This is a genomic window from Mycobacterium sp. 852013-51886_SCH5428379 (assembly GCF_001665575.1).
In the GTDB taxonomy this organism is placed as follows: domain Bacteria; phylum Actinomycetota; class Actinomycetes; order Mycobacteriales; family Mycobacteriaceae; genus Mycobacterium.
The window spans coordinates 93,137-113,058 of record NZ_LZSU01000037.1; the positions used below are offsets into that span (position 1 = coordinate 93,137).

Annotated in this window: 19 protein-coding genes; 11 read left to right on the forward strand and 8 right to left on the reverse strand. The window is 70.0% G+C overall.

Annotated features, from left to right (window positions below; genetic code table 11):
• Window positions 1-3: 3 nt before the first annotated feature.
• The 3 genes from A5757_RS16670 to A5757_RS23965 form a co-directional block, all read right to left on the reverse strand.
• The gene (locus A5757_RS16670; RefSeq protein ID WP_066836096.1) at window positions 4-384 is read right to left on the reverse strand and encodes an STAS domain-containing protein; all 381 of its coding nucleotides are present in this window, start codon (window positions 382-384) and stop codon (window positions 4-6) included.
• A 135-nt stretch (window positions 385-519) separates the two neighbouring features.
• Complete coding sequence (locus A5757_RS16675) at window positions 520-1,275, reverse strand: GAF and ANTAR domain-containing protein (protein WP_066836098.1); 756 nt, start codon at window positions 1,273-1,275, stop codon at window positions 520-522.
• Between the two features lie 85 nt (window positions 1,276-1,360).
• Window positions 1,361-2,815 carry a diguanylate cyclase gene (locus A5757_RS23965; RefSeq protein ID WP_304440364.1) on the reverse strand — a complete coding sequence of 485 codons (1,455 nt, stop codon included), beginning with the start codon at window positions 2,813-2,815 and terminating at the stop codon, window positions 1,361-1,363.
• A gap of 78 nt (window positions 2,816-2,893) precedes the next feature.
• On the opposite strand from A5757_RS23965, the gene A5757_RS16685 reads away from it, so the two are divergent.
• From A5757_RS16685 to A5757_RS16700, 4 genes are all read left to right on the forward strand, one after another.
• A complete protein-coding gene (locus tag A5757_RS16685; protein ID WP_066836102.1) occupies window positions 2,894-3,610 on the forward strand; it encodes a TVP38/TMEM64 family protein in 717 nt (238 codons plus the stop codon).
• Window positions 3,611-3,748: 138 nt separating this feature from the next.
• Entirely contained in the window at window positions 3,749-4,942 is a 1,194-nt protein-coding gene (locus A5757_RS16690; RefSeq protein WP_066836106.1) for a mechanosensitive ion channel family protein, read from the forward strand.
• 40 nt (window positions 4,943-4,982) lie between these two features.
• Window positions 4,983-5,864 carry an endonuclease/exonuclease/phosphatase family protein gene (locus A5757_RS16695; RefSeq protein WP_066836111.1) on the forward strand — a complete coding sequence of 294 codons (882 nt, stop codon included), beginning with the start codon at window positions 4,983-4,985 and terminating at the stop codon, window positions 5,862-5,864.
• Entirely contained in the window at window positions 5,837-6,853 is a 1,017-nt protein-coding gene (locus tag A5757_RS16700; RefSeq protein WP_066836112.1) for a GTP-binding protein, read from the forward strand. Before A5757_RS16695 ends, A5757_RS16700 begins: the two co-directional genes overlap by 28 nt.
• Here A5757_RS16700 and A5757_RS16705 read toward each other — a convergent pair.
• Entirely contained in the window at window positions 6,850-7,353 is a 504-nt protein-coding gene (locus A5757_RS16705; RefSeq protein ID WP_066836162.1) for a hypothetical protein, read from the reverse strand. The genes A5757_RS16700 and A5757_RS16705 overlap by 4 nt on opposite strands.
• A gap of 66 nt (window positions 7,354-7,419) precedes the next feature.
• Complete coding sequence (locus A5757_RS16710; RefSeq protein ID WP_066836113.1) at window positions 7,420-8,043, reverse strand: DUF3159 domain-containing protein; 624 nt, start codon at window positions 8,041-8,043, stop codon at window positions 7,420-7,422.
• A 40-nt stretch (window positions 8,044-8,083) separates the two neighbouring features.
• Here A5757_RS16710 and A5757_RS16715 point away from each other — a divergent pair, with 40 nt between their 5' ends.
• Together A5757_RS16715 and A5757_RS16720 are read left to right on the forward strand one after the other, a co-directional pair.
• Entirely contained in the window at window positions 8,084-9,052 is a 969-nt protein-coding gene (locus A5757_RS16715; protein WP_066836114.1) for a DNA polymerase domain-containing protein, read from the forward strand.
• 56 nt (window positions 9,053-9,108) lie between these two features.
• Window positions 9,109-11,334 carry a molybdopterin-dependent oxidoreductase gene (locus tag A5757_RS16720; protein ID WP_066836115.1) on the forward strand — a complete coding sequence of 742 codons (2,226 nt, stop codon included), beginning with the start codon at window positions 9,109-9,111 and terminating at the stop codon, window positions 11,332-11,334.
• 21 nt (window positions 11,335-11,355) lie between these two features.
• Here the strand turns inward: A5757_RS16720 and A5757_RS16725 are convergent, their stop codons facing one another.
• Window positions 11,356-12,852, reverse strand: coding sequence for a potassium/proton antiporter (locus tag A5757_RS16725; protein WP_066836119.1), 1,497 nt, complete (start codon window positions 12,850-12,852; stop codon window positions 11,356-11,358).
• A 53-nt stretch (window positions 12,853-12,905) separates the two neighbouring features.
• On the opposite strand from A5757_RS16725, the gene A5757_RS16730 reads away from it, so the two are divergent.
• On the forward strand, window positions 12,906-13,574 hold the full coding sequence (locus A5757_RS16730) for a TrkA family potassium uptake protein (RefSeq protein ID WP_066836121.1): 669 nt from the start codon (window positions 12,906-12,908) through the stop codon (window positions 13,572-13,574).
• 3 nt (window positions 13,575-13,577) lie between these two features.
• On the opposite strand, the gene A5757_RS16735 is transcribed toward A5757_RS16730, so the two are convergent.
• Complete coding sequence (locus A5757_RS16735; RefSeq protein WP_066836123.1) at window positions 13,578-14,762, reverse strand: metallophosphoesterase; 1,185 nt, start codon at window positions 14,760-14,762, stop codon at window positions 13,578-13,580.
• A gap of 46 nt (window positions 14,763-14,808) precedes the next feature.
• The gene (locus tag A5757_RS16740; protein WP_066836125.1) at window positions 14,809-15,588 is read right to left on the reverse strand and encodes an SDR family NAD(P)-dependent oxidoreductase; all 780 of its coding nucleotides are present in this window, start codon (window positions 15,586-15,588) and stop codon (window positions 14,809-14,811) included.
• A 200-nt stretch (window positions 15,589-15,788) separates the two neighbouring features.
• Here A5757_RS16740 and A5757_RS16745 point away from each other — a divergent pair, with 200 nt between their 5' ends.
• The 4 genes from A5757_RS16745 to A5757_RS16760 all read left to right on the forward strand — a co-directional run.
• Complete coding sequence (locus tag A5757_RS16745) at window positions 15,789-17,351, forward strand: ABC transporter substrate-binding protein (RefSeq protein WP_066836127.1); 1,563 nt, start codon at window positions 15,789-15,791, stop codon at window positions 17,349-17,351.
• Window positions 17,348-17,980, forward strand: coding sequence for a TetR/AcrR family transcriptional regulator (locus A5757_RS16750; protein WP_082929513.1), 633 nt, complete (start codon window positions 17,348-17,350; stop codon window positions 17,978-17,980). Before A5757_RS16745 ends, A5757_RS16750 begins: the two co-directional genes overlap by 4 nt.
• The gene (gene speB, locus A5757_RS16755) at window positions 17,981-19,078 is read left to right on the forward strand and encodes an agmatinase (RefSeq protein ID WP_066836128.1); all 1,098 of its coding nucleotides are present in this window, start codon (window positions 17,981-17,983) and stop codon (window positions 19,076-19,078) included.
• Between the two features lie 44 nt (window positions 19,079-19,122).
• On the forward strand, window positions 19,123-19,922 hold an 800-nt coding region (locus A5757_RS16760), incomplete at its 3' end, for a DUF222 domain-containing protein (RefSeq protein ID WP_156618466.1).

Genomic DNA, 19,922 nt, shown 5'->3' on the forward strand with positions numbered 1-19,922 from the left:
GGGTCAGGCCGCGCTCAACTCGACCACGTCGTCGATTTTGGCGTACAGGGCGAGGATTCCGGACAGGCCGGTGATCTCGATCGGCCGCACGGTGGCCGGGCCGTCGGCGACGACCGCGAACATGATGGTGTCGCCGGCTTCGGAGCGGGTGACGTCGAGGACGTGCAACCCGGCCGCGGCCAGGAAGCTGACGCCGGACAGGTCGAGCACCAGGATCTGCGGGCGCTCGGCGAGAGCCGATCGGATTGCGGCAAGGAACTTCGGCGCGGTCACCATGTCGACGGCGCCGGTGATCTCCAGGATCAACGCCTCGTCACGGCGGATCTCGCGGATGGTGACGTCGGGGACGGGGATGAAATGTGGGTCGGAACGAAAATCGTTCATTGTGGGCCTCAATGCCTCTACCGTCACGCGATCGACGGATGAGATGCTAGCGAGGCTCTGGTTTTAAACCCCTACTCTGATAGACCCAGCCTAATCCTGTTGGGCGCGCTTGGCTATAGCGCAGGTGAGTCGGTCTCAGTCGCGGTTGCGCAGCGATTCGAGCAGTTGCTCGGCGACGGTGTGGAGTTTGACGTTCGACTCCTGCGACCTCCTGACCAACCGGTCGAACGCCTCGTCGGGGGAACAGCCGTGCACGGCCTGCAACGCCCCTTTGGCCTGGTCGATCACCGCGCGCGAGGTCAGTGCGCGCTGCAGATTTTCGGTGGTGTCGCGGCTCTGCTGCCAGCGTCGGGCGTTGGCGATGGCCGCACCGGCGGTGACGGTGTAGAGCCGCATGAGTTCCTCGTCGAACGGGTCGAAAGCGCCCGCGGTGAAGCTGTAGACGTTGAGCGAACCGAACAGCTCGGCGTCCGATCCGGGCGGGCCCACCAGCAGCGGCACCGACAGCGTCGCCGAGACGGCCTCGCTCCGGGCCGCGGCGACGAAGCGCGGCCACCGGCGCTCCTGCTCGGACGAGATCTCCTCCAGCGCCACCCGTACCGGTTGGCGGCTGGTGGCGCACTCCAGGCACGGACCGGCCCCGTCGTCGTTCTGCGCGGTGTCCAGGTCGTGGGAGCGCTCGTCGGTCCACGCTGCGGTCCGCGCAGCGTGATCGTCGATGACGGTCAGCGAGACGCCGTCCGCGTCGGGGATCGCCCGGGCCGCGGCCTGCGCCACCCGGTCCAGCACCGCGTCCAGGGGTTCCTCGGCGGCGAACACATCGTGCAGGGACATGATCGCCTGCGACGTCGTCGCCAGTCGGTCGAGCTCGCCGGGACGCTCGATGGTCATGGGTCGCCTCGCCTTCTCACCGACTCGTTATCGCCCAGTGATTCGTCGCAGCGAACGTCTCGGATGGGCCGGATTCTGGCACGCGTCATGCGGTGCCGACGCCGAATCCACTGCAGTAGTGCGCGAGCACCCGCAGGTGCGGCAGCAACGCCGCCAGCTCGTCGGGCTCGCCCGCCGGATGCAACCGCAGGACGAATCGCCGCGGGCCGCCCGCTCCGACCGTCAACACCGGCCGACGGTCCGGCGCGGCGTCCCCCCAGGCGGCGCGTTCGACGCGCTCACCTGCGCCTGCGTCGGTGATCTCGGCGATCGACCAGGCGGCGACGTCCGGGCGGGCGGCCACCTGTTCGGCCAGGCAGGTCAGCGCCTGCACGGGCGAGGACGGGCGCATCCGATCGAGACAGGCGACCACCTGGGAGACCAGGTCCTGGGGCGCCGCCGCGACGGACCCCAGCTCGGCGCCCTCGATGTGGGAGCGGCGATCCCGCGCCTGTTTGGCCTCGATCAGCGCCGCGTCGGCGACGGCGATCAGCTCGACACCGGTCTGGGTCCCGGTCTGTGAAGCCGCGACCCCCCACGTCATCGTCGCGCGGTGTGCCGCCCCCGCGTCCACCGCCGCGCAGACCCGCCGGATCACCTCCTGGGCGTCCTGCCGGTTCGCGTCGGCCAGAACGGCGCAGAACTCGTCGCCGCCGAGGCGCGCCACCACGGAGCCGGGATGGTCGCGCACCGCGGCGGTCAGGGCGTCGGCCACCACCCGCAGCAGCGCGTCACCGGCCGCATGCCCGTACCGGTCGTTGACGTTCTTGAAGTCGTCGAGATCGCACACCACCACGGCCCGGCGCCCGTCGTCGCCGTCCAACGTCTCCAGGTGCACGTCCAGGCCCCGGCGGTTGGCCAGCTGGGTCAGCGGATCCTCGTAGGAGTACCGCCACACCGTGCTGAACAGTTCGGCGCGGCCGATCGCCACCGCCACGTGCGCGGCGATCGCCTGTATCAGCTGGACGTCGTCTGGGCCGAACCGGCGACCGTCGGTGCCCGACGCCCACAACTCACCCCACATGGCGCCGTCGTGCATGATCGCGACGGCGACCTCGCTCTCCTTGCCCAGGCGGTGCAGCACGGTCAGGCTGCCGCCCAGCGGCGGTGGGGCGTCGATCGCGTTGATGTAGTGCGCGCCGTGCTGCAGCAACCGTTTGACGTGCGCTTCCTCGGCGAGGGCGTAGGTCTCGTCCTCCGGCCAGCGTTCCTCACCCGGTCCGAGGTCACCGACGTTGATCAGGGTGCGCAGGATGTCCTCGTCGCGTTCCCAGCGGCTGATCGACAGCGATGCGGCCCCGAGGGCCCGCAGCGACTGTTCGGCGATCACCTCGAGCGCCTCGTCGAAGAAGTCGGCCCGCATCACCGCGTGCGAGATGTTCAGCAGCGCCCGCAGCTGCGGCACGGTACTGCCGTAGTGCTGCGCGACGACGTCGTCGGCGAGGTCGACCATGCGGGTACGGCCGCGCCGCCACCTGTCGCGCGCCGGCCGGTCTGTCATCACTGCTGCTCCCCCACGAAGCGGCGCCGACCCCGGCGCCGTGCAGCACATTACCGGGGTGCGGCAGGATCGACGTCGATGTCTGACGACGTGCGGTCCGACGACCGCCCGGCGCCTGCCGATCGGCGGCGCCACCTGGTGCGGCTCGCACTGTTCATGGCGTTCCTGGCCGGGCTGTTCTACCTGTTCACCGTCACGCGGGCGGTCGACGTCGAGCAGGTGCGCGCTGCCGTCGCGGCGACCGGCCCGGCCGCGCCGCTGACCTACGTGGTGGTCTCCGCGCTGCTCGGCGCGCTGTTCGTGCCGGGGCCGATCCTCGCGGCCGGCAGCGGGGTGCTGTTCGGACCACTGCTGGGCACCGCGGTCACCCTCGGGGCCACGGTCGGCACCGCGGCCGTGGCCTCCCTCGCCGGCCGCCGCGCGGGCCGGGACAGTGCGCGTGCGCTGCTCGGGCCGGACCGCTCCGACCGGCTCGACGCACTGATCGACCGGGGCGGTCTGTGGGCGGTCGTCGGGCAGCGGTTCGTGCCGGGGGTGTCCGACGCCCTGGCCTCCTACGGGTTCGGCGCGTTCGGGGTGCCGCTGTGGCAGATGGTGGTCGGCGCGCTGATCGGGTCGCTGCCGCGCGCGTTCGTCTACACCGCGCTGGGAGCGTCGGTCGGCGAACCGTCGTCACCGCTGCTGTTCACCGCGATCGCCGTGTGGTGCATCACCGCGGTGGTGGGGGTGTTCGCCGCGCGCAGCGGCTATCGGCGCTGGCGGGCGCACCGCCCGCCGCCCGAACCGTCGGTGTGAACTCACTCTCAATCCCGGTCACCGGCCGGCGGGCGGTTTGGCCGCGCCGCCACTCGGGGAAGGCTCTGTCGGGTCGCCGAGGACGTCACCGATGACGCCGCGATCCGTCCGCCCCCGATTCAAGGAGCAGACAGCTTCATGCCTGAAACCCTCCAGCTCGAATCCGCCACCCATTTCGCCGTCACCGCCGCCTGGGTGGCGGGTGCCGTCGCCGTCGCGTACGGGGTGGGTCTGTTGATCACCTGGCTGGTGCAGCGGCTGGGCCGCCGGTCCGCGGTGGTGTGCGACATCGCCCAACTCAGCCGCAGCCCGGTGCGCGCGACCCTGATGGTGATCGCCGCGACGGCCGCGCTACGCCGCACCTCCGACGCGCAGGCGAGCTGGCGGGGATGGCTGGACCACACCCTGGTGATCGCGCTGATCGCGACCATCACCTGGCTGATCGCCACTTTCGTGCTGGTGGCCGAACGTCAGGTGATCAAGCGGTTCGCCGGCGGCGACACCGGGCTGACCGACGCCGACCGGCACCGCCGCAAGATCCGCACCCAGGTCACCACCCTGCGCCGGTTGGCGATCGCGGTGGTCGTGGTGCTCGGCGGGGCGGCCGCGCTGATGACGTTCCCGTCGTTCAGCGACATCGGCAAGACGCTGTTCGCCTCGGCCGGTGTGCTGTCGGTGGTGGCCGGCCTGGCCGCGCAGACCTCGCTGGGTTCGGTGTTCGCCGGCATCCAGATCGCGTTCTCCGACGCGATCCGGGTCGGCGACGTCGTGGTGCTCGAGGAGGAGTGGGGCCGCATCGAGGAGATCACCCTGACCTACGTCGTCGTCCACCTGTGGGACGAGCGCCGCCTGGTGCTGCCCTGCACGTACTTCACCACCACGCCGTTCCAGAACTGGACCCGCAACGCCACCGAGCTGCTCGGTACCGCCGAACTCGACGTGGACTTCACCGTGCCGTTCGACGACATGCGCACCGAGCTGGACCGGCTGCTGAAGAACAACCCGCTGTGGGACCGACGCGTCGGGGTGCTCCAGGTGACCGACGCTGTCGACGGATACGTCCGGGTCCGGATGCTGGTCAGCGCCTCCAACGCCGGCGCGCTGTTCGACCTGCGCTGCGACGTCCGCGAGGGCATGGTCGAGTGGCTGCAGCGCACCAATCCCGGCGCCCTGCCGCGCCGCCGCATCGACCACCAGACCGATGCGATCCCGCAGCTGCAGACCGCGGGTGCACCGCGGCGCGGGTCGAAGGCGGATTCGGGGCTGTTCACCGGCAATCCCGACGCCGAGCGGCGCGGATCCGCGCTGACGGCCACCGACCGGGCACCATGACCGGAGGATGAGACTCCCGCTTCTACGCCGACCGAGGTCCGTGCCCGTCGCCGGCCCGACCGGTCACACCAGATCTCCGGCCAGGTCCCCGGCCGCCCGTGCCGAGCTGACCCTGGCGACGTTCAACATCTGGTTCAACGACCACCACGCGCCCGAGCGGTACCGGGCGATCGCCGACCTGCTGGCCGCCCGGTCGCCGGACGTCGTCGTGCTACAGGAGGTCACCCCGGCCGCGTGGGACGTGTTCACCGGCCAGGACTGGATCCGCGAGCACTATCACCGGGCCGCGGTCGTCGGTGGCGACGCCGGCAACTACGGAATGGCCCTGCTGTCCCGGCTGCCGCTGACCGACGTCACCTACCGACGGCTGCCGAGCCGCCTGTCGCGGGGTTTCCTGCGCGGCCGCTGTGCGGTCGGCAGTGCGGATCTCGTGATCGGCAACGTCCATCTGGACAGCGGTAAGCAACGCGCCCGGCTGCGGGCCCGCCAACTGCGCCGGATCGTCCGAGCGCTTCGTCGGACCGGTGACGCCGTGCTGCTCGGCGACTTCAACATGCGGGACTCCGAGAACCACCGGATCGCGGCGGCGTACCGCGACGTGTGGCCGGCGCTGCGTCCCGGCGACCCAGGTTACACCGAGGACACCGACATCAACCTCATGCGCTGGGACAGCAAGCCCAAACACCGGCAGGTGCGCTTCGACCGGGTCCTGCTCAAGGGCGACCGGTGGACTGCGGCGGAGATCGATCTGCTGGGCACCGAGCCGATCTCGCCGGAGCTGCCGCGGATCTTCCCGTCCGATCACTTCGGGCTGTGGTGCCGGCTGGTCCGCACGGGCCCCCCAGCCGTACCCGTGCGTGGGCCTACACTGCTGGACCGGTGGAAGGGGGTGCGGTGGAGTCGATTCCGGTCATCGCGCTGACCGGTTACCTGGGTGCCGGGAAGACGAGCCTGCTCAACCATGTGCTGCGCGCACCCGACGCCCGCATCGGCGTGGTCATCAACGACTTCGGTGAACTCAACGTCGACGCCGCCCTGGTCACCGGTCAGGTCGACGAGCCCGCGTCGATCGCCGGCGGCTGCATCTGCTGTCTGCCCGACGAAGGCGGGCTCAACGCCGCGCTGGAGAAGCTCGCCGACCCGCGGTTGGGGCTGGACGCGATCATCGTGGAGGCCAGCGGACTGGCCGAGCCGGTGGCGATCTCGCGGATCATCCGGTTCAGCGGCGCCGAACGGGTGCGCCCCGGCGGGGTGGTCGACGTCATCGACGCCGCACGGCATTTCGAGACGGTGGACTCCGGCGGGGTGCCACCCGCCCGGTACGCCGCGGCGTCGCTGGTCGTGGTCAACAAACTCGACCAGCTGGCCGAGGACACCCGGGACACCGAACTCGCGCGGATCGAGGCGCGGATCCGCGAGTGCAATCCCGACGCCCACATCGTGGCGACCGTCGGGGGCCGGGTCGATCCGACGCTGCTCTACGACGTCGCCGACGACGCCGACCCCGGGTCGGGTCAGCTGTCCCTGCGCGAACTGCTGATCGATGACGAGGCGCAGCACCACCATGTGCATGCGGTGTCGGTCAGCTCGACCAGCGAGGGATGTGTGGATCCGGAGGCGCTGCTCGACTTCGCGGAGGCTCCGCCGGCCGGCGTGTACCGGATCAAGGGGACGGTGGCGGTGCGCTACCGCGACCGGATGCGCCGCTACGTCCTGCACGTGGTGGGCCCGTCGGTGCACGTCACGGCGGCGCCGGCGGCGGCGCGCACCAACGGTCTCGTCGCCATCGGCACCGGCTTCGACACCGACGAGGTCCGGGCCCGGGTGGATGCCGCGATCCGGCCGCGCGAGGGGTCGGCCTCGACGGCCGGGATCCGACGGCTGCAGCGGTACCGCCGGCTGAGCGTCTAGCTCTCGCTGCCGCCGACCTCGGCGGGTAGGGGCGGTCCCAGCGGGACGGTCGAGGTGGGCGTCGAGGCGGGGGGCTTCGCGGTGCCCGCTGCGGCGGGGCCCTGGAACTCGAGCATCGCCTCTTCGCGGAGTACGGTGTCACCGGCGCTGACGGTGAGGTCGTCCGCCGAGACGGTGTAGGTGACGCCGTCGTTCTCGGCGGTGTACACGCCCTCCCCGGCAGACTCGGCGGGCAGGATCAGCTTTGCGCCGTCCCGCACCCGCACGCCGCGGTAGGTGTAGTCGCCGTCGGCCGACTTGCAGATCGCGATGCGCGACGACGCGGTGTAGCCGAAGGCGACGGCGGTCGCCGGGGAAGCGCACCGCGCTGTCGAGTCGACGTACCCCTGCGCATCGCTGGTAGGTGCAGCCGCCGAGGGGGCGGCGCCGGCGGCAAAGAGCGCAGCACACGCGACGGCGCCTGCGGACAGGCTGAGAAGGGCGATCCGGAAGCGGGGCATCACACCCCACGACACCACGGCACGCTTCGCGCGCGCGAGGGCCGTGGCCGAGTCAGCGCCGAATCGTTAGCGTCCCGACACCCGCGGCAACGTCCGGTTGGCGGTCCGCACGGCGAGATAGATCAGGGTCGTGGTGACCACGAACAGCGGCCAACCCATGGCGATGCGGGCCACGGCCAGCGGCCCCTCCTGCCCGCTGTCATACAGGTGGTCCTGCACCAGGAACCGCGCCCAGGACACCGCCGCCATCACCAGCGTCACCCCGTCGAAGATCCGGCGCACCTGCCGGTTGCGGCGCCAGGAGCCGTCGCGGCCGGTCACTTTCGCCCACACCACCCCGACGAGCGGTCTGCGGACCACCACCGACGCGGTGAACGCCACGGCCAGCACGAGATACATCAGGATGCCGGGCAGGTAGAAGTCCTTGGCCTGGCCGGTGGCGAACGCCAGACCCGCGCACACGGCCACGCCGGCGAACCCGAACAGCGAGGGACGCAGGGGTTCACGCCGGCTCAGCTGCCAGATCAGCAGGACCGCCGCCACCACAACCGCCGCCGCCGTGGCCGGCCGGAGCCCCGCCGCGGCCGACGTCGCCGCGAACACCGCCACCGGCAGCGCTGTCTGCACCAGGCCGCGGAAACCGCCGGCACGGGCCAGCAGATCCTCGATCGGGGTCCCCGCGTCGGTCATGTCTGCCGAGCGTAGTGGGCACCCCGATTAGGGTGGGCCCATGAGCGGCGGCGAGCAGCGCGCCGGGGTGGAGCTGACGAACCTCGACCAGGAGCTGGGCCCCGACTCCGGTGCCACCAAGCGCGATCTGGTCGACTACCTCGACGCCGTGGCCGACCGGATCGTGCCGGGCCTCGCGGGCCGCGCGCTCACCGTGCTGCGGGTATTGCGCGGCCGGGCGCCGTTCATGCAGAAGAACGCCTCGAAGTACACGCCGGACTGGATCAGGACGGTGTCCATCTGGGCCGACGCCTCCCGGCGCGAAGTGCGGTATCCGGTGTGCGACGACCGGCGCACGCTGCTGTGGCTGGCCAACCAGCGCGCGGTCGAGTACCACCCGAGCCTGGGGCTGGCCGACCACATCTACCGCCCCACCCACCTGATCCTCGATCTCGATCCGCCCGAGGGCCGTGACTTCGCGGCCGTCGTCGCGGTGGCGCATCTGGTGCGGCGGGCGCTGGACGATTGCGGGCTCGCCGGTGCGGTCAAGACCAGCGGCGCCAAGGGGCTGCACGTGTTCGTCCCCGTCGACGACAGCGCCGGAGCCGACGACGTGGCGGCGGCCACCCGGGCGCTCGCCGCCCGCACCGAGGCCCTGGACTCCGCGATCGCCACCACCGCGTTCGTCGTGGCCGACCGCGGCGGCAAGGTGTTCGTCGACTCGACCCGGGCCGGCGGCGCGACGGTGGTGGCCCCCTACAGCCCGCGGTTCCGCCCGGGCACCCCAGTCTCGTTCCCGGTGACGTGGGCGGAGCTCGACGCCGTACATCCGTCGGACTTCACGGTGCGCACGGCGGTCGACGTGCTCGGCGATCGCGACCCGTGGGCCGAGCAGATGCCCGCACCGCAGTCCCTGCCCGCCGACCTCGTCGCGCAGGGCCACACCATCCCCGTCGCCCGCGTCGCGGCGATGCACGAGGGCAAACGCCGCGCCCAGGCCCGCCGAGCCGACACGAACTCGGATTCGTAAGACACCAATCACCCGATTCTGCGTCTGCTCGCGCCGGACGATGAAAAACTGAGCGAGTGCCCAGCACCTCTGCCTCCACCGTCACCACCCACCCCGGAATCTGCCGCATCTGTTCGGCACACTGCGGCGTCCTGGCCACCGTGGTCGACGGCCGGCTCACGAAGGTCACCGGTGATCCCGACAATCCGCTGTTCAAGGGCTACTCCTGCGCCAAGGGCCGGGCCCTGCCGGAGATCCACAACAACCCCGGCCGGCTGTTGCACAGCCAGAAGCGGCAGCCCGACGGCACCTACGCCGCGATCGAGGCCGAGCGGGCGATGGACGAGATCGCGGACCGCCTGCAGGAGCTGATCTCCGAACACGGCCCGCGTTCGGTCGCGCTGTATCTCGGCACCAACGGTCTGCCCTACCCGGCGTCGGCCCTCATGGCGAACGCCTTCATCCGCGGAATCGAATCGCCGATGTTCTTCACCGCCAACACGATCGACCAACCGGGTAAGCAGATCGCCCTCGCCGCGCACGGCCACTGGCTGGGCGGCGACATCGACTTCCACGAAGCTGACAGCTGGCTGCTGATCGGGACCAATCCCCTGGTATCCAAGGCGATCGGTATCCCCGGCCAGAATCCGGCGCAGAATCTGCGATCGGCGATCGGCCGCGGGATGAAGCTGATCGTCATCGACCCGCGCCGGTCGCAGACCGCGGCGCGGGCCGCCATCCACCTCCAGCCGCGCCCGGGCGAGGACGTCACGATCGTGGCGGGCATGATCAACCTGATCATCAACGAAAAGCTATGCGACTACGACTTTCTCGCCGAACACGTCGAGGGTTTCGAGGCGCTGGCCGAAGCGACCGCCGGCTTCACCCCCGACTACGTCGCCGAACGCGCCGACATCCCGCTGCAGCAGTTCCTCGAAGCCACCCGGCTCTTCGCCACCTACGGCGACCGCCCCGGGATGGTGAACGCGGGCACCGGCGCCAACTTCGCGCTGCACGGCAGCCTGCTCGAATACCTGTGCCTGTGCCTGACCACCATCTGCGGCCGCTGGCAGCGCGCCGGCGAGAAGGTGACGCGGCCCAACACCCTGATGCCCGCCTTCACCGCCAAGGCCCAGGCCCATCCGCCGTACGAGGGGTGGGGTTACGGCGAGCGGTTGCGGGTGCGCGGCTTGACCGACACCGTCGCCGGGATGCCGACCGCGGCGCTGGCCGACGAGATCCTGCTCGAGGGCGACGGTCAGGTCAAGGCGTTGATCTGTATCGGCGGCAACCCGATGGCGGCCTGGCCTGATCAGCGGAAAACGTTGCGCGCGTTGGAAAGCCTCGATCTGCTGGTCACGCTGGACACCGAGATGTCGCTGACGTCGCGGTTGGCCCACTACGTCATCGCACCGATGATGCAGATGGAGACGCCCGCGATGACGATGGGCAGCGAACTGATCAAGTACTACACCAGCGGCACCGGCATCCCCGCGCCGTACGCGCAGTACGTCGACCGGATCGTCGAGCCGCCCGCGGGCTCGGATCTGACCGAGGAGTGGCGGTTCTTCCTCGGCCTGACCAAGCGCATGAACCTCGACCTGTGGTTCGTCAACTTCTTCGGCGGCGGTGGCGGGCGGTTCATGGAATCCCCGCCGATCGTGCTGAACATCAACGGCGACACCGACTTCACCACCGAGGAACTCTTCGCGCAGATGTGTGCGACGTCGCGCATCCCGTTCGACGAGGTGCGCAGCCATCCGCACGGCAACATCTTCGACGTCGAGGCCAGAGTCGAGGAACGCGACGCGGACTGCACGGCGCGCCTGGACGTCGGGAACACCCATCTGCTCGGCGAACTGCACGACGTCCTGGCCGAGGACTTCACCACGGCCCGAAGCGATTCCGCGTATCCGTTCCGGCTGATCCCGCGCCGCCACAACAACTTCATGAACTCCTCGGGCACCAACCTGGCCGCGCTCAACCGCGGTAAGGCCTACAACCCTGCCTACATGCATCCCGATACGATCAACGCGCTCGGGCTGTCGTCGGGCGACGTGATCACGGTGACCTCTCCGCACGACTACATTCCCAGCGTCGTCGAAGCCGACGACACCTTGCGGCCGGATGTGATCGCGATGCACCACGCGTTCGGCGGGCTGCCTGCCGAGGACGACGAGGTGCGCGACCGCGGCAGCAATGTCGGCCGGCTGGTGCCCACCGACGTCGAGTACGACCCGATCACCGGACTGCCCCGGCAGGGCAACATCCCGGTCCGTGTGACGGCGGGCTTCCCGGGCTGACCCCGCCGCGAGCAGACAGACCTAGTCCGCGTCGCCGTATTCGTCGAACCAGTAGGCCAGCTTGCCGCGGCGGCTGACGGCGCGCAGCCGGGCCTCGGTCGCGGCCCGCGTCGTGCTGGTGGTGACGATCAGCAGCTCGTCGCCCACGGCGATGCGGGTGTCGGGCATCGGCACGAAGGTGTGGCCGTTCCGGATGATCAACGTGATCACGGCCGGATCGGGCAGCCGCAACTCCAGGATCGTCACGTTGTGCAGCCGCGACTCCGGGTGCACGGTCAGTGTCAGCAGTTCGGCGTCGAGCACGTCCAGCGGCGCCGCCTCGACCTGGATCTCGCGGGCCGATTCGCGGGAGATCAGCCCGAGCGCATGCGCCACCGGCCGCAGACTCGGGGCCTGCACGAGGGTGAACACCAGCACCAGGATGAACACGATGTTGAGCAGCCGTGAGCTGTCGGGCACCCCGGCGACGACGGGGAACGTCGCCAGCACGATCGGGACGGCACCCCGCAAGCCCGCCCAGGACAGGAACAGCTGTTCCCGCCACGGGATCTTGAACCCCAGCAGCGACACCACCACCGACAGCGGCCGGGCCACCAGCAGCAGCATCAGCCCGACGACGATCGCCGGCACCACGTCCCCGCCCAGTTCACTCGGATGGACCAGCAGTCCGAGCACCACGAACAATCCGATCTGCGCCAGCCAGCCCAGCCCCTCGGCGAACGACCGGGTGGCCGCCCGGTGCGGCAGGCCCGAGTTCGCCAGCACCACCGCGGACAGGTAGGCGGCGATGAAGCCGCTGGCGTGGATGGTGCCCGCGGCGGAGAACGCCACCAGGCCGAGACCGAAGGTGGCGATCGGATAGAGCCCGGAGGCGGGCAGCGCGATGCGGCGCAGCGCGAGCGCGCCGACGAATCCGGTCGCCAGTCCGATCGCCGCTCCGGCGAGCAGTTCGTACACCACGTCGGTGACGGCGCCCTCCGCGTCCAACGCGAACGGCACCGCGCTGAACATCAGCACGAGAATCACCGCGGGCGCGTCGTTGAACCCCGACTCCGCTTCCAGCAGCCCCGCGAGCCGGCGGGGCAGCGGCAGCACGCGCAGCACGGAGAACACCGCCGCCGCGTCGGTGGAGGACACGATCGCGCCGAGCAGCAGCGCGAGCTGCCAGTCCATCCGCAGCAGCAGATGCGCACCCGCCGCGGTGATCAGCGTGCTGGCCATGACCCCGACGGTGGCCAACGCCCCCGCGGGCGCCAGCACCTTCCGGATGTCGGCGAACCGGGTCGTGAGCCCGCCCTCGATGAGGATCACGGCGAGCCCGGCGGTGCACACATTGCGGGCCAGTTCGACGTCGTTGAACGGCAGCCCGAGCCCGTCCTGTCCGACCCCGATGCCCACCAGCAGGAACAGGATGAGGCTGGGGAATCCGACGCTGTTGGCGACCCGGGTGCCGACGATGCTGGCAAGCAGGACGACACCGCCGATCAGCAGCGTCAGGTAGAGCTCGTCCAAACTCACTGCGAGAAGTAAATCAGTCGATGGCGCAGTATGTGTCCATGGCGGAGCGCAGAATGCGGATCGGCATCGCCGGCGCGGGCAATGTCGGGCGTTCCGTGGCGCGCGAGTTGCTCGACTACGGCCACAAGGTGCTGCTCATCGAACGCGAGTGGCGCCGCTTCGAGCCGAACACCGTTCCCGCCGCCGACTGGCTCAACGCCGACGCGTGCGAGTTGTCGGCGCTGGAGGAGGCGGGCATCCAGACCTGCGACGTGGTCATCGCGGCCACCGGCGACGACAAGTCGAATCTGGTGGTCGGCCTGCTCGCCAAGACGGAGTTCGGGGTACCGCGGGTGGTGGCCCGTATCAACGAGGTCCGCAACGAGTGGCTGTTCGGTCAGGACTGGGGTATCGACGTCGCGGTCTCGACACCCGGTGCGCTGGTGGCCGGGGTCGAGGGGGCGATCGACGTCGGACACCTGGTGCGCCTGATGGGGCTGCGCGAGGGGAAGGCCGATCTGACCAAGGTCACGCTGCCGGCCGACAACCCCATCGTCGGCCGACCGATGTCCGAGCTCGAGCTGCCGGGTAACTCCGCTCTGGTCACCCTGGTCCGGCGCGGCGCGGTGCTGCGGCCCCGGCCCGACGACGTCCTGGAGACCGGTGACGAGTTGTTGTTCGTCTCCGGCATCGCGTCGCAGCAGTCGATCCGGTTGGCGCTGCACTCGACCGACGGTCCGTAGCGGTCAGGCGGTCCGCAGGGTCAGCACGGTGATCTCGCTGGGCGCGAAGACGCGGAACGGCGGCCCCCAGAATCCGGTGCCGCGGCTGGTGTAGAGCTGGGTGCGCTCACCGTGGCGGCTCAGCCCGTGGACGACGGGCTGCTCGAGCCGCACCAGGAAGTTGAACGGCCAGATCTGGCCCCCGTGCGTATGCCCGGAGATCTGCAGATCGACACCGGCGGCGACGGCGTCGGCCACCTGTTTGGGCTGGTGGGCCAGAAGGAGCACCGGCGCCGTACGGTCGGCCCCGGCCAACGCGTCCTCGAGGTCGGCACCGTGGCCGCGTACGCCCGAAGACCGTGCGGTGGCGTCGTCGACACCGGCCACGATCAGTCGGTCGCCGCCGCGCTCGACGACGATGTGCCGGTTGTGCAGAGCCTCCCAGCCGATGCGCTGCATGTAGTCGAGCCAGCCCTGCGCCTCGTTGAAGTACTCGTGGTTGCCGGTGACGTACACCCGGGCCGCTGCAGCCCGCACGTCGGCGAGCGGACGCGACTGCGGCTCGCGGATCTCGACGGTGCCATCGGCGATGTCGCCGACGTGACACACCACGTCCGCGTCGAGTTCGTTGACGCGCGCCACCACCCCGGCCGACCACCGGGCCCGGTCGATGGGGCCGTAGTGGGTGTCGGTGATCATCACCACGCGCAGACCGTCGAGGGCGCGGCCGAGCCCGGTGATGCCGACCTCGAGGCGTTTGACCCGCGGGACGCGCATCGCCTCGACGTAGCCCCACACCAGGAGCGCGGCCACCGCGGCGACGATGGTCACCGCGACGACACGCGACCGCACCGGGTCGTCGACCCCCACCGCGATGAGGACGAGCCTCAGCAGCTGGCCGAGCACCGACCACACGAACAGCACCCACACCGCCCCGAGCAGCGCGTCGCCGAACGCGGCCGTCCGGTCGCTGCGGGTGCGGCCGTGCCCGGACATCATCAGGGCCGGCAGGGTCGCGAACGCGACGGCGAACAACGCGGTGCCGGCCAGCGCGACCGCCGTCGGCCACGGCGATCCCACCCACAGCAGCGTCCAGCACGGCACACCGAACAGCAGCAGCATGATCGTGAGGACGACGGCCATCCGGCGCCATCGACGCCGGCGGGGCCGTGCGACGGTGTCGACGCCGGCCGAGGGGGTGTCGGTCATCGCCCGACGTTACCCGCCGCCGGGCCTGCCGAACCGCGGCCGCCGGTCAGGAGATCGAGTTGGCGCCGTCGATGGCCAGTGTCGTACCGGTGACGTAGGACGCCCCGGGCGACGCCAGGAACGCCACTCCCGCCGCGACCTCCTCCGCCGTTGCGGAGCGGCCCACGGGTGTGGCGTTTCCGGCTTCGACCTCCGAGGGCAGTTGCGCCGCGGTCGCGATCCAGCCGGGCACCACCAGGTTCGCCGTCACCCCGTGGGGGGCGTAGTCCACCGCGACCGACCGCGTCATACCGAGCATCGCCGCTTTCGCGGTGTGGTAGCCGACGTCACCGGTGTACGCGGTGAGGACGCCCGCGGTGGAGCCGACGTTGACGATGCGGCCGTATTCGCGCACGACCATTCCGGGCAGTGCTGCGCGGGTGACGTAGAACGCGCTGTGGAGGTTGCGCCGCAACGCAAGTGACCACTCGTCGTCGGTCATCGCCGCCAACACGTTGGGCCGCTCGGGGCTGTGGATCGACGCGAGCCCGGCGTTGTTGACCAGGACGTCGAGCTTGCCGAATGTCTCGACGGTGGCCTCGACCAACTGCCGCGCCTCGTCCGGGGAGAACAGGTCGGCGACGAACGAGCTCGCCGCGATGCCGTCGGCCTGCAGCTCGGCGGCCCGTTGGGCGACCCGGTCGGTTGTTCCGGTGACCATCACCGCCGCACCGAGTTCGCCGAGCAGGCGTGCGCTCGCGAAGCCGATCCCGATGTCGCTGCTCGACCCGGTGACCAGCGCCACCTGACCGGTGAGATCGAAAGCTGTTGGCAGCGTGGGTGACATGGCGTGTTTCGTCCTCTCGACGGGGGCCGGGCCGGAGATTGCGAACCCGTGTGCCGGAAGACTATGGCCACCGCGGCGGACTTTCTCGGTCAGTCGTCCAAAACTTGGACGTTCGTACAAAGTAGTAACCGCTGTGTCACGAGACCGAAACGCAGTCACCTGAAACTCGACGAAACACACTCGAGCTCAGGAGCTTCCAGATGTCACTCAAGTCGGTCGCCGGTACGCTGGCCATCGCCACCCTGCTTGCGGCGGGTACCGCCTGCGCGGGCGGCAGCAACGCTCCGACGAAGGACGCCACCCTGGCGTCGACCATCCGGACGCCTCTGATGAGCGATCCGCCGCCCTTCGACCCGGACACCTTCTATCAGCCCGAGGGTCTGCTGGTCATGACGTCGGCATACCAGGGCCTGCTCCGGTACGCCCCCGAGTCGACCGAGATCGAGGGACTGCTGGCAGAGCGGTGGACGGTGTCCGATGACGGACTGCGCTACACGTTCACCCTGCGCGACGGCGTGAAGTTCTCCGACGGCACCCCGTTCGACGCCGAGGCCGCCAGGGCCGGCTTCCAGCGCCGCATCGACGTGGCGGCGGGCCCGTCGTACATGCTCGCCGATGTGACGGGGATGGCGACGCCGTACCCCCGGACCTTCGAGGTGACCCTGAGCCGGCCCGTCGCACCGTTCCTGGACTATCTGGCCTCACCGTACGGACCGCTGATGATCAGCCCGACGGCGTTGGCGCAGAACACCTCCGGTGACGACCGCGGCGCCGGCTGGTTGGCCGGCCACACCGCAGGCACCGGTCCGTACCAGCTGACCGAGGCGGTGCCCGCCGACCACTACACCCTCACCGCCAATCCGCACTACTGGGGCGAGGCTCCGCAGATCACCACGATCACGCTGCCGGTCATCGCCTCGACCGCGGTCCAGCGTCTGCAACTGGAATCGGGTCAGCTCGACATGGTGCTGCACGGTTCCTCCAAGGGCGACTATCAGGCCGTCGCCGCGGGTCCGAACACCGAGGTGCTGCAGGAGGACGCGCTGGTCAAGGCGATGGTGATGGTGAACCCCAGTTCCCCGGTGTTCGGACCCCGCCCGGCCCGCGAGGCCCTGGCCGCGGGGCTCGACCAGACCACACTGACCACCACGGTGTTCGGCGATCAGGGGTCACCGTCGACACAGTTCTACCCCACCGGGATGCTGCCCGACGGTGCAGTGCCCGACGTGCACACCCATGACCCCGCCAAGCTCGCGGCGCTCGGCAGCAGCGGAGGCGCGGTGCAGATCGGCTATCCGTCCGGGGACAGCTCGCTGCAGGATCTGGCCAATCAGGTTCAGGTCATCCTGCAGCAGGCCGGTCTGACCTCCACGGTCCGCGATTTCCCGCTGGCGCAGTTCTTCGCGCTCGGCGAGAACCCCGACCAGCGACCGGACCTCATGCTGGCGTCGTTCAATCCCGATGCCGCGCACCCGGATACGTGGTCGCGCATCTACAACTACACCGATGCCCCGGTCAACCTCCTCGGCTGTTCGGTGCCCGAGGCGGACAAACTGCTCGACGACGGAAGCGCCGAACCGGACCCGGCACGGTCGCGGGAACTCTACGTCGAGGCGGCCAAGGCCTACCGCGATTCGCTGTGCTGGGTGAACCTGGCCGATCTGCACAACACCATCGCCGCACGCAAGGGGTACTCGGGTTGGGCGAGCCAGCCGGCGTGGATGTGGGATACCGACTTCTCCACGCTGAAATTCCAGGCGTGAGAACCGACGTCACCCGCCTGACCGGCAACACCGCGCGCGGGGCCCAGCGCCGCACCGAGATCATCGACGCGGCGGTCGAGGTGATGGCCCGCGTCGGGCTGGCCGGGCTGTCCATGCGGGTGGTGGCCCAGCAGGCGGGTATCCCGCTCGGCGCGCTGACCTACTACTTCGCCGACAAGGCGGATCTGGTGGCTCAGGCGTTCCAGCAACTGTCCGACCGGGAGATCGAGCGCGTCGTGCGCACGGCGGACCAGCTCGACCCGGCGATGCCGGCAGAGCAGATCGCGGACCTGTTCGCCGATCTGATCATCGGCGGATTCGACGCCCCGCAGGGCGCGATCGTGGCCCGCTATGAGTTGGTCACCGAGGCCAGCCGGGACGAGCGTCTGCGACCGATGTTCGAATCCTGGTACGCCGCAATGATCCCTGCGCTGAGCCGGCTGTTCCGTGACCTCGGCTCACACCATCCCGAACTCGACTCGCGGACAGTCATGGCAGTGATGGCGGGTCTGGAGATCGACAACCTCTACCGGCCGCTCGGCCCGGTCGACAAGCGGCGCATCCGCGCCACCATCCGGCATGCGTTCCGGGCGGTCATCTCGCTGCACAGCATCGAAGGCGGAACTTAAATGGCAGGAACCGGATTCGGCCCCGACATCACCTTTCTCGGCGTACCGCGCTGCGACCTGGACGATCCGGCCAGCTACGCGGACGCCGACGTCGTCATCCTCGGCGCTCCCCTGGACGGCGGCACGACGTATCGCTCAGGGACGCGCTTCGGCCCGTCGGCACTACGGCAGGCCTGTTACTTGCCGCAGAACGGATCGCGCCCCAGCTTGGCGCTGCGGGTGGACGGGCTGACCGATCTGCGCGTGTACGACGCCGGCGACGTCACGCTCTACAGCGGCGACGTCGAGCAGGCCGTCCGGCTGATCGAGGAGGACGTGTACAAGATCTCCTCGGCGGGCGCCGTCCCGATCGTGCTCGGCGGTGACCACACCATCGCGTGGCCCGACCACACCGGGGTGGCCCGCCACCACGGGTTCGGCAAGGTGTCGATGATCCACTTCGACGCGCACGCCGACACCGGCGACATCCACCTGGGATCGCTTGTCGGACACGGTCTGCCGATGCGCCGGTTGATCGAATCAGGCGCACTGCGCGGCGACCGGTTCCTGCAGCTGGGTCTGCGCGGGTACTGGCCCGACGAACCGGTGCTGCAGTGGATGGCCGCCCAGGGGCTGCGGTCCTACGAGATGACCGAGATCGTGGCCCGGGGTTTGGAACCGTGTCTAACCGAGGCTTTCGCGATCGCGACCGACGCGTGCGAAGGGGTGTTCCTGTCGGTGGACATCGACGTGTGCGACCCCGGTCATGCGCCGGGTACGGGCACACCGGAGCCGGGCGGATTCTCGGCCCGGCAGTTGCTCGACGCCGTCCGCCGGATCTGTTACGAGCTACCGGTCGTCGGTGTCGACGTCGTGGAGGTGGCGCCGCCGTACGACCATGCCGACATCACCGCGCTACTCGGCAATCGCGTGGTGCTGGAGGTGATCTCGGCCATCGCGCGTCGGCGCCGGGATGCCGCGGACGGCACCACCTGGGATCCGTCTCAACCGCTGCTGGCGGGCCGCGGCACCGACGAGCAGCTGCGGTTGATCCGCGAGGGCGAGGAGGCCCGGCGGCGGGGTGAGGGCGGCGGACGGCCGCACCATCACCACCACTGAATCCGGCGCGATTTCTTGTCGGTGGCTGCTGCTTGAATGGGGTCATGTCCAGCGCGGCAGTGTCTTTGGTCAGTCGGGTCAGCCCGAAAGACCGCCTCGAGGTGCTGTTCGACGAGTTCGCCGAGCTGTCCGGTCAGCGCAACGCGATCGACGGACGCCTGATCGACATCATCGAGGAGATCGACCGCGACAAGCTGTGGGGGATGACCGGCGCCCGCTCCATGGAAGCGCTGGTGGCCTGGAAGACCGGCGTCACCCCCCGCAACGCCGAGGTCATGGTCACCGTCGCCCGCCGCGCCGAAGAGTTCCCGCGCTGCACCCAAGCCCTACGCGAGGGGCGGCTGTCGCTGGATCGGCTCGGGGTGCTGGCCGAACACGCCGCCGACGGCTCCGATGAGCACTACATCCAGACCGCCGAGGCCGCCACGGTCACCCAGTTGCGCACCGCGGTCAAACTCGAACCCCAACCCCCCAAACCCCAGCCCGCACCGAAAGCCTCCATTACCAAACGCGACCACGGTGACCGCGCCACCTGGACGATCACGCTGCCGAAGTTGGACGCCGCGACATTCGACGCCGCCCTGCAATCGCACCGTGATGCCCTGATCCACGACCGCGGCGCCGAGGACGAGGCCCCGTTCCCCACCAACCTCGACGCCTTCATGAGCTTGATGGAGGCCGGGTGGGACGCCGACGCCGCACGCCGCCCCCACGGGCAGCACACGACTGTCGTCGTCCATGTCGATGTCGAGAAACCCAGCGCCGCCCTGCACCTGGGTCCGCTACTGAGCGATGAGGACCGCCGCTACCTGCTCTGCGATGCGACCTGCGAGGTGTGGTTCGA

Coding starts and splice junctions, on each gene's coding strand:
- A5757_RS16730 (WP_066836121.1), top strand. CDS start 12,906: ATGCGGATCGGCATCGCCGGCGCGGGCAATGTCGGGCGTTCCGTGGCG.
- A5757_RS16705 (WP_066836162.1), bottom strand. CDS start 7,353: ATGCCCCGCTTCCGGATCGCCCTTCTCAGCCTGTCCGCAGGCGCCGTC.
- speB (WP_066836128.1), top strand. CDS start 17,981: ATGGCAGGAACCGGATTCGGCCCCGACATCACCTTTCTCGGCGTACCG.
- A5757_RS16675 (WP_066836098.1), bottom strand. CDS start 1,275: ATGACCATCGAGCGTCCCGGCGAGCTCGACCGACTGGCGACGACGTCG.
- A5757_RS16690 (WP_066836106.1), top strand. CDS start 3,749: ATGCCTGAAACCCTCCAGCTCGAATCCGCCACCCATTTCGCCGTCACC.
- A5757_RS16745 (WP_066836127.1), top strand. CDS start 15,789: ATGTCACTCAAGTCGGTCGCCGGTACGCTGGCCATCGCCACCCTGCTT.
- A5757_RS16735 (WP_066836123.1), bottom strand. CDS start 14,762: ATGACCGACACCCCCTCGGCCGGCGTCGACACCGTCGCACGGCCCCGC.
- A5757_RS16740 (WP_066836125.1), bottom strand. CDS start 15,588: ATGTCACCCACGCTGCCAACAGCTTTCGATCTCACCGGTCAGGTGGCG.
- A5757_RS16685 (WP_066836102.1), top strand. CDS start 2,894: ATGTCTGACGACGTGCGGTCCGACGACCGCCCGGCGCCTGCCGATCGG.
- A5757_RS16710 (WP_066836113.1), bottom strand. CDS start 8,043: ATGACCGACGCGGGGACCCCGATCGAGGATCTGCTGGCCCGTGCCGGC.
- A5757_RS16715 (WP_066836114.1), top strand. CDS start 8,084: ATGAGCGGCGGCGAGCAGCGCGCCGGGGTGGAGCTGACGAACCTCGAC.
- A5757_RS16670 (WP_066836096.1), bottom strand. CDS start 384: ATGAACGATTTTCGTTCCGACCCACATTTCATCCCCGTCCCCGACGTC.
- A5757_RS23965 (WP_304440364.1), bottom strand. CDS start 2,815: ATGACAGACCGGCCGGCGCGCGACAGGTGGCGGCGCGGCCGTACCCGC.